Source organism: Pseudomonas sp. 02C 26, assembly GCF_002843585.1.
GTDB lineage: Bacteria > Pseudomonadota > Gammaproteobacteria > Pseudomonadales > Pseudomonadaceae > Aquipseudomonas > Aquipseudomonas shirazensis.
The window spans coordinates 537063-549957 of the sequence record NZ_CP025262.1 but is presented as its reverse complement, the minus strand read 5'-3'; the positions used below and the strand labels follow the sequence as shown (position 1 = coordinate 549957).

The window sequence follows — 12895 nt, the reverse complement described above, 5'->3', positions numbered from 1 at the left end:
AAGGAGTGCCTGTGGGTACGCGTTCTGCCCTGCGCCAACGCGGCGCAATCGGCCTGATGGCGGCGATGACGCTCGGCCTGGCGTTGCTGTTTCTGTTGTTGGTAGTCGACAGCGGCAGACTCTATCTTGAGCAACGCAAGTTGCAGCGGATTGCCGACATGGCGGCGCTGGAAGCCGCCGGCCAATCCGCCGTGTGCACGGGCAGCGGCCCACAAGCCAGCGCCATTGCCCGCGCTGCGGCGACCCGCAACGGCCACTTGCCGGAGGATCCGCTGCAGGCGCTTTGTGGCTACCTGCAGACCGGCGCCAACAGCGTGCGCGCCTTTACCAGCAACAATGCCCGTGCCGAAGTGATCAAGGTTGATGTCAGCCATACGGTCACTACCAGCATTGCCGGCGGCGTGTTCGCGCTGGTGCGCAACGGCCAGCTGCCAGCCACCTCGACCTTGCGCGCCAGCGCCGTGGCGGCCAAGCCCCTCCCCGCCCAGGCCATGCTGCGCATTCGCACTACCCTGGTTAACCTGGATTCGCGTCAGTCGAGCTTGCTCAACGGCCTGTTGAGTGCGCTTGGCAGTAGTGCGCAGCTCAGCCTCGCCGGCTGGCAGGGTATCGCCGACACAGACATCAACCTGCTCAAATACCTCGATCAGTTGGCCATCGACCTCAAGGTCAATGCCGGCGACTACCAGCAACTGCTCAACGCCGACGCCACCCTGAGCCAGTTACTCAACGCCGCCGCCAAGGTCTTGCAGCAAGGCGGCGCTGCAGTGGATGTAGTGACCAATCTGGGCAATCTGGCGGCCGGCAGCGCCAACGGTACCCTGCTCAATCTGGGCGAACTGCTGAACATTAAGAACGGCACCGCCCAAGCCGGCCTGGATGCGAACGTCCAGTTGCTGCAACTGGTGCAGGGGGTGATCCAGCTGGCCGCCAGGGACAGCGCGGTAACCGCCGATCTGCCGCTCAGCGTACTGGGGCTGCTCAACGGCCGCGTGCGCATCAAGGTGATCGAGCCGCAGCAGATCTCGGCAATCGGCGACCCGAGCAAGGATCAACTGGCTGTTCACACTGCGCAGATCCGGGCCCTGATCTCCCTTGACCTGCCGCTGCTGGGTGGCATCGCCGGGCTGCTCAATGCAGTGCTCGACCTGGCGGCGCCGTTGACCAATATCCTCAACAATCTGCTCAGCCTCAATCTGTCCGGCACGCTGCAATCGGTAGGCTGCGCGCTCGGGATACCGTGCAAGGTCAGCGACATCAAACTGCTCGAAGACAAGCTGCACATCGACATCGGCCTGGAAGTGGCCGAGGCCAGCGCGATGCTCACGCCCACTGCGGCGGATGCGTTCAGTTGCTCACCCAAGAGCCTGAAAACAGCGTCGCGCAAATCAGCGGTAAAAATCGCGGTTGGCAAATTCGATACCCCTGAGACTTTCTTCACCCAAGGCACCACAGCAGTCAAGGCGCTGCCGCTGATCGACATCGGTACCAACTATTGCAGCCGCCTGCTGATCCTGCCGCCCTCGTGCGGCACCCGGGTGCCGTATGCCGGTGGCGGCATCGGTGTGCGGGTCAACAGCAAGGTTCTCGGCAGCGGCCCGCTGGACCTGCCGTTATTGTTCAAAGCCAGCAGCGAACCGCCGAACATCGGCCTGGCGCCGGCATATCTGCCGTTGGCGGACACCCTGGTGGTCGCTAGCCTCAGCGACACCCTCATGGGGATTCATCTGGAGGCCTACAAGCCCACCAGCAACAGCGCCCTGGGCGACATTCTGGTGCTGACCGCCGGCCTGCTCGACGGCGTCAAGCTGCTGCTGGAGCCAGTGATCAAAAGCCTGCTCAGCCCCCTCCTCGATCCGTTGGTCAACGCCCTGCTGAAGGTACTCGGGATCGACCTCAACAACGCGGCCGTGGGCGCCAACCTGACCTGCGCCGGGGGCCGCGCTCAGCTGATGCTGTGACATGGCAGGCGAATACAGAAACAGGCACCGTCGCCCTGATTGCTCACCTGCAGTCTGCCGCCCATGGCGCTGACGATGCCATGACTGACCGACAGGCCAAGGCCGGTACCGACGCCGGCAGGCTTGGTGGTGAAGAACGGTTCGAAGATGCGCTCATGCAGCTGGGGATCGATGCCGCCGCCGTTATCCTGCACCCACAGCACTACGCTGCCCGGCTCAAGGCTCTGGTGCAGGCTGATCGCCGCGTCGCGCCGCCCCAGCCCAAGCAATGCATCGCGGGCGTTGACCAGCAGGTTGATCACCACCTGTTCGAGCTGATCCTGATGGCCAAGCACTTGCGGCTGCTCAGCTGGCACGCTGACCTGCACGCTCACGCCTTTGCCGCGCAGGCCTTCATCGAGCAACGCCACCGCAGCAGTCACTGCGGCCCAGGCCGGGAACCACTCGCGCTCTACCTCCGAGCGCCGGCCGAACACGCGCATATGGTCAACCAGCCGCGCCACGCGATCGGTCTGCGCTTCGATCCGGCGCAGCTTCTCCAACAGGTAGTCGGTTTCGGCCAGGCCGCTTTCCACTCGCTTGATGGTGTTGACGGTGGCCATCCGGATGACATTCAGCGGCTGATTGATCTCGTGCAGCAGGCCGGTCGCCAGTTCACCCAAGGTCGCCATCTTGGCCCCTTGCAGCAGTTGCTGCTGGCTGCGCCGCACTTCGGTGTTGTCGCGCCCGACAGCCTGGATTTCCAGCAGTTGGCCGTGCTCGTCGAACAGGCCGCGGTCGGCCCAGATCCACCAGGCGTGCTCGCGGCCGGGCAGCTGCAGACAGATTTCGCTGCTGCTCAGCGGCTGCTCCGGGGTCAGCTGCCGCAGCCGCTCGACAAACGCTGCGCGCTGCGCCGGCGACAACCACTGCCCCAGATCCATCCCTACCAGTTGCTCCGGCGTGCATTGCAGGTAATCGGCCAGTGGCCGGTTGCCGAACATCAGGCTCAGGTCAGGCCGGTAGCGGCAGATCATCGCGGGCGAGTCTTCTACCAGCACCCGATAGCGCTCTTCGCTCTGGCGCACGCGCTCAGCCGCTTCGGTGGCCTCGCTGACATCCAGCCACAGGCCGACAACTTCCAGCGGCTGGCCGAGGTCATCACGCAGCAAGCGCGCTTCATCAAGAATCCAGTGATAACCGCCGCGGCTGTCGCGCAGGCGCACGCGGCAGCGGGCCTGACCCTCGCGCAGCAGGTCGCGGGTGCGTTGCAGCCACAGCGCATGATCATCCGGGTGCACGGCCAGGCCAGGCTGGCGCGCCTGCTCGCTGTCGGCCGCCCAGCCAAGCATGGGCTGCAAGCTGGCGCTGAAGAATTCGCTGTGCAGCGCGCCGTCGCTGCAGCGCTGCACATAGATCACTGCCGGCGAGCTGGCGATCAGGTTTTCCAGCCGGGCCCGCGCGGCGCTGGTTTGCAGCTCCTGGGCCTTGAGCGCACTGACGTCGAGGATGAAGCCGCGCAACTGGCGGCCCTGCAGTTGCCCTGCCCAATGCAACCAACGCGGTGCGTCAGTGCCCGGCAGGCGCAGGCTCACACTCAGCTCGCGGCCCGCCCAGGCTTGCTCAAGCGCCAACTGCAGCGGTTCGCGGTCGGCCGGATGCAGCCGCGCCAACCATTGCTCCAGGCTCACTTGCGCAGGCAGCTCAAGGCTGGCGGCAAGGCATGGGTCGAGCTGCAGCGGGCCATTCAGCGACCACTCCCACCAACCCGCGCCCAACTGCTGCTGCAGCTGCTGCAGATGCCGCGCCTGATGCACGCTGCGGGCGTGGTGCAGGTGGCCCAGCAGCGGTTGCAGCAGCGCCTGCATCAGGGCCTGTGCTGGCTCGCCGTGCAGCGGCGTGGCGACACCGGCGCACAGCAGCCAGGCTTGCACCTGCGGCCCTTGCCGATAAGGCAGCAGGCATAGGCCGGGGTCGGCACACAGCGCCTGCAACTCGGCAGACGCAGGGCCATCGAGCAAGCCCTGCGCGGGCAACTGCGCCAACCACGGCTGCAAACGGCTGGGGTCAGGCCAGGGCCAGGTTGCGTCACTGCGGGCGTAGCTGCGCCACCGTTGATCGTCGCAGAGTAACAACTGCAGCGAGGCCGCTTGCCAGTGCTCGGCCAGGCGCTGCAGTTGTTCGCTGACGGTTTGCTGCAGATGCGCTTCACTGCAGTCGCGCAGGGCACGGCTGATATCGGCTGCAAGCTGCTGCTCGACCTGTTGCTGCTGCGTGCTGGCGTGTTCGTGCAGCAGGTCACCGATATCGAACAGCTGCAGCATCCAGCCCTCGCTCTGGCGCAGCAGCCAGCCGCGGGTGTGCAATGGCTGGCCAAGCACGCCATGAAAATCCAGGTCCAGTGGCTGCCCTTGCCAATCGGCCGGCGCCCCTTCGATCACCAGCCAACTGCGCCGCTGCAGGTAATCGTGCAGTCGCCCAGCGCCCGGCGCGGGCAAAGCGAGCACGCTGCGCAGCGGGCCGCCCAGGCGCAATACCCGCGCTTGATCGTCCAGCCAGACCTGCAGGCCGATCGGCAGCGGTGGGTGATAGTCTGCGGCCGGCTCGGCCGCCGTGCGCCAACGATCGAACAGGCCGCTCATAATTGCAGGCTCGCTTCGGCCTTGAGCCGCGTCGGCAGGCGTGGCACCTCGCCGATCAAGGGCAAGCGCAGCACCGGCACCAACGCGGTGAGGCGCTCACGGGGATAGTCGATGGTCACCGTCAGCAGCTTGTTCGCCGCCAGGCTGACCTGGGCATCGGTGGCCGAGCGAAAGCCCAGCGCCGCCGGCATCCACGCCAGTTGCTGGTCGATGGCCTGCCGGGCAACGTTTTGCACATCAGTGGCATACGAGGCACTGGTGGGGTCGAGGGCCACACAGCGGCGTACCGCCTCGCTGCTGGCCTGATTGAACGATTGCAGCATGAGCATCGGTAGCGCATAGCTGACCAGCCCGTAGAACACTGCAAAAAACACCATGAATACAGCGACAAATTCGATGGCTGCTGCGCCTTTTTGCCGTCCCGCCGGGCCTGCTTGCATGTTCGCGTCTACCCTGACTATGAAACCTGCCTCTGAGCATAGAAGTGTTCAACGAATAGGGATGGCGATTTGCCAATGCACAGCATAGTTGTCTTGATGTGGCTGGCCTTGTGTACTGAACAGGATGTCCGTGAACGGCAGATTTCCAACACGCTCACCCTGGGCGTGGCTGCCTGCGCCCTGGCCTGGCTGTTCGCCACCGGCCAGAGCTGGATCGGCGCCGATGCCAGTGAAGCCGGCTGGGCCCTGGCCATCGTCATGCTGTTGACCTTGCCCGGCTATATGCTCGGGCGCTTCGGCGCGGGCGACGTCAAGCTGATGGGCGCCCTGGCTCTGGCCACCAGTCATTACTACGTACTCGGCACCTTCATCGGCGCCGGCGTGGCTGTGTTGCTCTGGCTGCTGACACGTCGGCGGTTGTGGAGCCTGCTCAATCCCAAAGTGAAAAAACGCTTGCAGATCCTCGCCGAACAGGTTGGCGACAAGCAGCCATTTGCCCCTTACGTGCTGGTCGGCTTCCTCCTGGCATCTGTATGGATCCAATAGCGCGACCTGCTGTCGCATAAGTTGTACAGCCTTTGTACATAATCACGAGGTCAGCCTACTTTCTATAGGACGAGCAGGTCTGCATTGGAGCGGCACATGTTGAACAGGGAGTTGATCGTGAGCAAATCGGTAAGCGAGGTAAAAATACTGGTAGTCGACGACCAGCCGATAATCGTCGAAGAGTTATGTGAGTTTCTCGAGGAGCAAGGCTATGTCTGCTTTGCCGCTCACTCGACGGCTGAGGCGCTGGAGCGTTTCCAGGCCGACGATGGCATCGGCCTGATCCTTAGTGACCTGCACATGCCAGAACGAGATGGTATCGAACTGATGCGCGCACTCAAGGAGCAGGCCGGGCGCCAGCGCATGTTCGAGGCGATCATGCTGACCGGCCGCGCCGACAAGCAGGACGTCATCCGCGCCCTGCGCGAAGGCTTTGCTGACTACTACCAGAAACCAATGGACCTGAACGAGTTGCTGACGGGGGTACGCCGGCTGGAGCAGACCCTGCTGGAGCGGCGGCGCAACTTCCGCGAGCTGGGCACGTTGAATGAGCGTCTGCAGTATCTGGCCGACTCGATCGATGACCTCTATCAGGACCTGGAAAAGGCCCGTGGCCAGGGTGTGCACCGCCGCGCTGGCGATGCGCCGGAAAGCGAGGGCGAGCTGCCGGCAGTGTTCGATAAGCTGTCGCCACGGCAGATGGAAGTGGCCAAGCTGGTGAGCAAGGGCAAGACCAACTACCAGATTGCCTGCGAGCTGGGCATCACCGAGAACACGGTAAAGCTGTACGTCTCGCAGGTGCTGCGCCTGACCCACATGCACAACCGCACCCAGCTGGCGCTGGCCCTGACGCCGCGTATGTCACCACTGCACCAGCGCTTCACGACCCACTAGTTTTTCTCGGAGCTGACCTTCTCCCAGCGGAAGAAGTCCGGGATCTGATACTTGTAGCTGTCCAGCCAGCGCTGCATGGACTGGTCGCGTTCGCGAGCAGTCTGCTGCTGGGGCCTGCTCGACGCCTGCTGATTGCTCGACTGCACCCGCAGCAGTGCTTCGGTGGCAGTCTCGGCCGGCGGCGGATAGGTTGTTTCAGCCGCCAACGCGTCAATTGGGAAGGCGATGCAGGCAAGCAGGATCAACGATTTGAGCATGACGACTGTCTCCATATAGGCCGGTTACCAGCGCCGCTGGCGTTGGCGATCAGCTGACTGGCGCCCGCGCAATGGCCTGCAATTGCTTGGCCCGCGCCTGGGCCTCGGCGAACTGCTGCGGCTTGAGGCGCAATCGAGCGACCAGATCAGCCGCCTGCTGCCAGTTGTCCTGCAGGAGCGACAAGGTCACCAGGTTGACTGCCGGCAACTGGTTGTCGTCCTTGAGCTCCAGCGCCGTGAGAAACTCGAAGCGGGCCTGTTCATGCCGGCCCAGATTCATCAGCACCACGCCCAGGTCATTGCGCACCTTTTCATCGGTCGGTGCCAGGCGCACGGCACGCTGCAGGTTCTGCAGCGCCTGCACATCATCACCGCGGGCCGAGGCCAACTGGCCCAGACCATGCTCGCCCTCGGCCGCCAGGCAGCCGCCGAGCAGGCTGCGGTACAACGGCTCGGCTTCGCTGCGACCAAGCAGGCGCGACACCTTGGCCTTGCGCAGGCGCACCTGGGCAAGGCTGTCAGGCAGCTCCTGCAGGTGCGCCAGGCTCGCGTGCGGGCGGCCTTCATTGAGCATTTCATCGGCAAGGTTGAGCGCCAGTTGCTGGTCAGCGTCCGGCTTGGCGCAACCGCCACTGCCGAGCATCTGTGCCAGGCCGCCAGGCGCTTGCCCGGCGCATCCACTCAGGGCGAGCACGCCCAGCAGTACCATCAATCGCTTCATCAGCCCTCCCCTCACGAGCCCAATGCCCGTGCCAACGCAGTCAAACCCGGCCCCGCCAGCACGATCAGCAAGGCCGGGAACAGAAACACCATCATCACTGCCGACATCTTTGCCGACATCTTCGATACACGCTCTTGCAGGCATGTCAGGCGCCGGTCATCGAGCAGGGTTTTCAGTGCCAGCAGTGACTTCAACGCGCCGCTGCCCTGTACCAGCAGCTGGCGCAGAATCACGCAGGTGTCGCTGAACTCGTCGACGGCCAGCAGGTTAGCGGTTTTCTCCAGCTCGCCAGCCAGGGTCAGGCCGGAGTCGACCCGCTGCAGAATCATGCGCAACTCTTCGCTGATCTGCGGCACCAGCGTGCGGCCTTCCTGGCTCAACACCCGTAGCGCCTGCTCGACGGTCAGCCCGGTCTCGAAGAGGATGCGTAGCAACGGGATCAGCAAGCTGATTTCGTGGGCGATCCGCTGCTGACGACGCGCGGCGGCCACCGCCAGAAATCGCTTGGGCAGCAGATAACCCAGGCCCAACGCGCACAGCGGCAGCACCAGCCAATGACCAGCCCAAACCCCGTCCACGCCATGCTGCAGCAGCAGCGCCAGCACCACCGCCAGCAGCGGCAGACCCAGTTGCACCGCCGCAAACAGTGCGCGCTGGCGGCTGCGGCGCCAGCCCAGGCGATCGAGCAAGGTCTGGGTTTCGCCATCGAGCTTTTGCAGGCGCCGGCCCAGGCCACTGCTACCCAGCCATTGCAGCCAGTCACCAAAACGTTCTTGCCGCGCCAACTGGCCCTGCAAGCGCCGGGCAATCAGCAAGCGCGTGCGCAGCCGGCGCAGCAACTGCGCAGCCAGCAGCCCGCAGCCGGCCAACAGGCACAGCGCGCACAGCAGCCAGGCCGCGCTCACAGGCTCCTCATCATGCGCCACAACACCAGGCAGCCGAGCAACTGCAGGGCAAATGCCAGCAACAACAGCATCTGGCCCTGACTGTCGCGCCACATGCCCAGCAGGTAACTGGGATTACCGAGCAAGAAATAGCCGACCATGGTCAGCGGCAGCGCGCCGAGAATGCATGCCGTCACGCGGGTTTCGCCGGTCATTGCCTTGAGCTGGCGTGCGCCCTGCTCACGCTCGCGGATCAACTTGATCAGGTTTTCCATCAGCTCGCTGGCATTGCCGCCGTACTGCTGATTGATGCGCAGGCCCATGGCAAACAGGCGCAACTCGGCCTGGTCATACAGCTCGGCCAGCTCGCTTACGGCAACGTCCAGGCTCACCCCCAGGCGCACATTGCGGCGCACCCGCTGCATGGCTGACTGCAACGGCTCGCGCGTACCATCGATACCGCCGAGCACAGCGTCATTGAGCGTGCGGCCGGCCTTGAGGCTGCGCACGCTGTAGTCGAGCAGGCCGGGCAGTTGCTCGATGATCAAACGCACCCGGCGCCGATAACGCCAGCTCAGGTACAGCCGACCCAGCACAGGCACACTCAGCGCAAGCATCAGTGCCGCCGTCCAGCCCGCTGCCAGTTGCGCGACGATCACCCCGGCCAGCCAGCCCAGCAGCCACGGCTTGGGGTTGAACTGCGCGGTGTCGAAACCTGCCCGTTGCAGCAGTGGATCAAACCAGTCACGGCGGGCCTTGCTGCTGTGCACGGCGCGAAAGGCGCGGCCCAGGCGCAGCAAGGTGCGCTCTTCGCCGCGCTTGTACAGGCCCTGGCGCAACAGCAGCAGTGCCACCCCCAGCAGCAGGGGCGACAGGGCCAGCAGCAGCGCCCCGCTCACAGCGCACCGTCGTTGCGCAGCTTGGCCCCGGCGGGGTTCGGCGCATCGCGCAGGAACACATCGCCGCCGCGCCGGTCGAGGCGGAACAGGGTGTTGGTGACGTAGACGTCGTCGCGCACCCCGACCACTTCCAGCACCTCGCTGACACAGCGCCGGCCATCGGCCAGACGGGTCAGCTGGATGACCACGTCGAGCGCGGCGCAGATCATCTGGCGCAGGGTCTTCTCGGCAATCTGCCGACCACTCAGGCCGACCAGCGTCTCCAGCCGCAGCAAGGCGTCCTGAGCGGTGTTGGCGTGCACCGTGCTCATCGAGCCGTCATGCCCGGTGTTCATCGCGGTCAGCACGTCGAGCACTTCGCCGCCCCTGATCTCGCCAAGCAGAATGCGGTCCGGGCGCATGCGCAGGGCGTTGCGGATCAGCTCGCTGGACTTGATCTCGCCATGCCCTTCGACATTCGGCGGGCGCGTCTCCAGGCGCACAACATGGGGGTGATGCAATTGCAGTTCGGCCACATCCTCGATGGTCACCAGACGCTCCTGCGGTGCGATCATTTGGCTGAGGATATTCAGCAGGGTGGTCTTGCCGGTACCGGTACCGCCGCTGACGAGGATATTGCAGCGCCGGCCCACCGCCCGTTCGAGGAAGTCGAAGATGGCCTGGTCGATGGCCCGAGTGGCGAGCAGGTCGGCGCCCTTGAGCATGTCGCTGCGAAACTTGCGAATCGACAGGCACGGGCCATCCAGCGCCACCGGCGGGATGATCGCGTTGACCCGGCTGCCATCCGGCAGGCGCGCATCAACCATTGGCGATGATTCATCCAGGCGCCGCCCGAGTGGCGCAAGAATACGCTGCATGACCCGCTCGACATGCTGCGCATCGATGAAGCGCAGGTCGGTCAATTGCAGCAAACCGGCGCGTTCGACAAATACCCGGTGCGGCCCGTTGACCAGAATTTCGGTCACGCTGGGGTCGCGCAGCAGCACCTCCAGCGGGCCATATCCGGTCAGCTCATCGACCAGTTCCTCGGCCATGCGCTCCATTTCATAACGCGAAAGGGCCAGGCGCAGGCGCGCGACATAGTCGCCGACCTGCTCGTAGACGAACTGGGTCAGCGCCGGCCGGGCGCCTTCGAGCAGGCTACGGCCGCTGTCTTCGATGCTGTCGATCACATGCCGGTGCAGGGCGCGCTTGAGCGCCTGCGGTTCAGCTGCAGCATGGCGTGGCCCGCCGAACAGTTCGTCGCCGCTCATTTGCTCCACCACAGGCGGCGCAGCCAGGTCAGGGTCGGTCGCTCAAGGCTCTCGGAGCGATGCGCCAGGCGCTCGCCAAGGCTGTGCAAGGCTTGCGTGAGGGCCTCGCGCGGGGCCAGCTCGAACAGGCTCAAGCCCTGATTCTTGGCATTCAGGCGCAGCTCCGGGCTGTACGGCAGTGCCTTGAGCAGCGGTAAGCCATAGCGCTTGGCCAGGGCATCGGCATCCGGCGCCAGGTTACGCAGGTAGCAGTCGACCAGCAGGCTGGCGTGCTCCAGCTTGATGCCGCGGTCGCGCCATTGATCGAGCACGTCCAGGTTGCGCCGGCAGTCGAGGATGTTCTGGTCGGTATACACGATCAGCTTGTCGCAGTGGCTGATGATGGTGCGCAGGGCTTCGCTGTCGGCCTGCCCGGTCAGGTTGACGACGATATGCTGAAAGTGCTGGCGCAGGGCGCTGAGCAGCATGTACAGCTCGGCTGCGCTGGTATTACGCAAGGGCTCGTCGGTGTCGGCGTAGGCCAGAATGCGCAGACCGCTGTTGTCACGGCTGAAGGCGCTGTCGATCAATGAGGTGTCGAGGCGCCGCAGGTGGCGCAAGGCGTCGCCAAAAAAGAACGAGGCTTCCAGCCCGAGCAGCGCCAGGCTGTCGCCACGCGGCAGGCCCAGGTCGAGCAGCAGGGTCTGCTGGCCGCTGTCTTGGACTACCCGCGCCAGATGGGTGGTGAGCAAGGCCCCATCAGCGCCGCGCTGAGCACCATAGAGCACAGTGAGGCCGCCCAGGCTGGGGTTGCTGGACACCGCCGGCAGACGTTTGCCGAGGCGCCGCACCAGCCCGGCAACTTCACTCGAGCGCGAGCCGTAGGCAACGAAGTCACGCGCTCCGGCGCGCATGGCGTGCAACACCAGCTGGTTGTCCATGCCGTCGCCAAGGGCAACGATGGCCAGCATCGGCTTGGCCTCGAGTACGCCTTCGATCAGCGCGCACTGGTTGACCAACTGCTCACGGTCCAGGCCGATGAACACCAGGTTGCTGAAGGTCACGTCGACCAGTGCCAGCAGTTCATCGAGGCTGCCGCCGCTGGCGCCGATGACCTGGCCGAGCGGTGCCAAGGCGCCCTGCAACCAGTGCAGGTCTTCTTCATTGCGGGTGATCGCCAGGTAGGTCTGGTTGAGGCTGTCAGTCATCGTGATAACCCGCTACGGCCGTCGAAGTTGCCGTTTTCCATGAAAAACAAGCGGCCCCAGCTGGGGTCGTAACTGCGCAGACTTTCGCCGGGCAGCTCCGGCAGTCGGGCGTTGGCGGCCAGGGGCTGGACCAGATGGGGGGTGACGATCATCAGCAGTTCGGTCTCTTCACGCACCAGTGCCGACTGACGAAAGAACGCACCAAGCACAGGCAGGTTGCCGAGTCCTGGCAGCTTGTCTACAGAGGAGCGGGTATTGCTGCTGACCAGCCCGCTGATGATGAAGCTCTCGCCATCGGCCAGCGAAATGCTGGTGTCGGTACGCCGCACACTCAGCCCAGGCACCAAGGTACCGGCGATATTCACGGCATTGTTGTAGTCCAGCTCGCTGACCTCGGGTGCCACCTTGAGGGTGATGCGGTCGCGGCTGATCACCGTAGGCGTCAGCGCCAGACGCACGCCGAACTCCTTGTACTCGATCGACACGTTGTCGCTGCCGGCGCTCGGCACCGGGATGGGGATTTCACCACCGGCGAGAAAACTTGCGGTCAGGCCGCTGAGCACGGTCAGGCTGGGACGGGCCAGGGTGTAGGCGAACCCGCTGTTTTCCAGCGCGCTGATGGCTGCCAGAAAGCGGCTGCTGCCGCCACCCCAAACGATGTTGAAGACATTGTCGTTGAGCGGGATCAGCGGCCGCGCCACCGGCACGTTGCCCGGCGAGACATTGACGCCCGGCACACTGCCTGGCGAGCCGATCAGGCTGTTGTTCGATCCACTGAAGAACAACCGCGCGCCGGCTTCCTTGTATTTGCTGCGATGCACTTCGACAAAGCGGATGTCGGCCTGTACCTGGATCGGCAGTTGCTCATCCTGCGAGGGCAGCGCCATGTCCACCGAGGCACTGCCTTTGACGAACAACATCGCCCGGTGCGGCGTCGCCGCGCAGGCAGTCCACAGCATCAGGCTGGTGCTGCCAGGCGCCAGCGCCGTCAGCAATACCGCGCGCGGGCCGCTGGCCTGCACGTCGGCCACCTTGGGTTCGCCGACGGCCACCCGGCTGATGGCCAGCGGCAGACGCAGCTCCTGCTGCAGGCCTTGGTCCATCTCGATCACCGAGGGCAACTCGGCCACCGCGGCACAGCCTTTGTCAGCCGCTTGCGCACAAGGCGCGGCGCCGAGCAGCGTCAACGCCAGGCACAACGGAGTGAATAACCGCGAGGAACTACCCATGGC

General features: G+C 64.8%; 12 protein-coding genes. 3 read left to right on the top strand and 9 right to left on the bottom strand.

From position 1 onward, the window contains the following. The first annotated feature begins 11 nt into the window (after nt 1-11). Nucleotides 12-1961: a pilus assembly protein TadG-related protein gene (locus CXQ80_RS02400; protein ID WP_256585677.1), complete on the top strand. Its 1950-nt coding sequence runs from the start codon at nt 12-14 to the stop codon at nt 1959-1961. Here CXQ80_RS02400 and CXQ80_RS02395 read toward each other — a convergent pair. Continuing rightward, nucleotides 1946-4582 (bottom strand): PAS domain-containing sensor histidine kinase, encoded by a 2637-nt coding sequence (locus tag CXQ80_RS02395; protein WP_101316132.1) that lies wholly within the window; start codon nt 4580-4582, stop codon nt 1946-1948. The two genes, CXQ80_RS02400 and CXQ80_RS02395, sit on opposite strands and share 16 nt — an antisense overlap. Then, nucleotides 4579-5022 carry a TadE/TadG family type IV pilus assembly protein gene (locus CXQ80_RS02390; protein ID WP_101316130.1) on the bottom strand — a complete coding sequence of 148 codons (444 nt, stop codon included), beginning with the start codon at nt 5020-5022 and terminating at the stop codon, nt 4579-4581. Before CXQ80_RS02390 ends, CXQ80_RS02395 begins: the two co-directional genes overlap by 4 nt. Before the next feature lie 75 nt (nt 5023-5097). On the opposite strand from CXQ80_RS02390, the gene CXQ80_RS02385 reads away from it, so the two are divergent. Together CXQ80_RS02385 and CXQ80_RS02380 are read left to right on the top strand one after the other, a co-directional pair. After that, nucleotides 5098-5568 carry a prepilin peptidase gene (locus CXQ80_RS02385; protein ID WP_101316128.1) on the top strand — a complete coding sequence of 157 codons (471 nt, stop codon included), beginning with the start codon at nt 5098-5100 and terminating at the stop codon, nt 5566-5568. A 96-nt stretch (nt 5569-5664) separates the two neighbouring features. Next, nucleotides 5665-6462, top strand: a complete 798-nt coding sequence (locus tag CXQ80_RS02380) for a response regulator transcription factor (protein WP_101316126.1) — start codon at nt 5665-5667, stop codon at nt 6460-6462. On the opposite strand, the gene CXQ80_RS02375 is transcribed toward CXQ80_RS02380, so the two are convergent. From CXQ80_RS02375 to CXQ80_RS02345, 7 genes are read right to left on the bottom strand one after another with little or no spacing between them, the layout of a single operon-like run. Then, nucleotides 6459-6719: a DUF3613 domain-containing protein gene (locus CXQ80_RS02375; RefSeq protein WP_101316124.1), complete on the bottom strand. Its 261-nt coding sequence runs from the start codon at nt 6717-6719 to the stop codon at nt 6459-6461. The genes CXQ80_RS02380 and CXQ80_RS02375 overlap by 4 nt on opposite strands. 49 nt (nt 6720-6768) lie before the next feature. Beyond that, entirely contained in the window at nt 6769-7440 is a 672-nt protein-coding gene (locus tag CXQ80_RS02370; RefSeq protein ID WP_101316122.1) for a tetratricopeptide repeat protein, read from the bottom strand. Between the two features lie 11 nt (nt 7441-7451). Next, nucleotides 7452-8345: a type II secretion system F family protein gene (locus CXQ80_RS02365; RefSeq protein WP_178080740.1), complete on the bottom strand. Its 894-nt coding sequence runs from the start codon at nt 8343-8345 to the stop codon at nt 7452-7454. Then, on the bottom strand, nt 8342-9223 hold the full coding sequence (locus tag CXQ80_RS02360) for a type II secretion system F family protein (protein ID WP_101316120.1): 882 nt from the start codon (nt 9221-9223) through the stop codon (nt 8342-8344). Before CXQ80_RS02360 ends, CXQ80_RS02365 begins: the two co-directional genes overlap by 4 nt. Further along, nucleotides 9220-10476 carry a CpaF family protein gene (locus CXQ80_RS02355; RefSeq protein WP_101316118.1) on the bottom strand — a complete coding sequence of 419 codons (1257 nt, stop codon included), beginning with the start codon at nt 10474-10476 and terminating at the stop codon, nt 9220-9222. The genes CXQ80_RS02360 and CXQ80_RS02355 overlap by 4 nt, the downstream gene beginning before the upstream one ends. Next, nucleotides 10473-11663, bottom strand: coding sequence for a pilus assembly protein (locus CXQ80_RS02350; protein WP_101316116.1), 1191 nt, complete (start codon nt 11661-11663; stop codon nt 10473-10475). The genes CXQ80_RS02355 and CXQ80_RS02350 overlap by 4 nt, the downstream gene beginning before the upstream one ends. After that, entirely contained in the window at nt 11660-12892 is a 1233-nt protein-coding gene (locus CXQ80_RS02345; RefSeq protein ID WP_101316114.1) for a type II and III secretion system protein family protein, read from the bottom strand. Before CXQ80_RS02345 ends, CXQ80_RS02350 begins: the two co-directional genes overlap by 4 nt. Nucleotides 12893-12895: the final 3 nt, after the last annotated feature.

Bases quoted from the DNA above. Each gene is read 5' to 3' on its own strand.
- CXQ80_RS02395 (WP_101316132.1), bottom strand. From the start codon at position 4,582: ATGAGCGGCCTGTTCGATCGTTGGCGCACGGCGGCCGAGCCGGCCGCA.
- CXQ80_RS02390 (WP_101316130.1), bottom strand. From the start codon at position 5,022: ATGCAAGCAGGCCCGGCGGGACGGCAAAAAGGCGCAGCAGCCATCGAA.
- CXQ80_RS02385 (WP_101316128.1), top strand. From the start codon at position 5,098: ATGCACAGCATAGTTGTCTTGATGTGGCTGGCCTTGTGTACTGAACAG.
- CXQ80_RS02380 (WP_101316126.1), top strand. From the start codon at position 5,665: ATGTTGAACAGGGAGTTGATCGTGAGCAAATCGGTAAGCGAGGTAAAA.
- CXQ80_RS02375 (WP_101316124.1), bottom strand. From the start codon at position 6,719: ATGCTCAAATCGTTGATCCTGCTTGCCTGCATCGCCTTCCCAATTGAC.
- CXQ80_RS02370 (WP_101316122.1), bottom strand. From the start codon at position 7,440: ATGAAGCGATTGATGGTACTGCTGGGCGTGCTCGCCCTGAGTGGATGC.
- CXQ80_RS02355 (WP_101316118.1), bottom strand. From the start codon at position 10,476: ATGAGCGGCGACGAACTGTTCGGCGGGCCACGCCATGCTGCAGCTGAA.
- CXQ80_RS02350 (WP_101316116.1), bottom strand. From the start codon at position 11,663: ATGACTGACAGCCTCAACCAGACCTACCTGGCGATCACCCGCAATGAA.
- CXQ80_RS02345 (WP_101316114.1), bottom strand. From the start codon at position 12,892: ATGGGTAGTTCCTCGCGGTTATTCACTCCGTTGTGCCTGGCGTTGACG.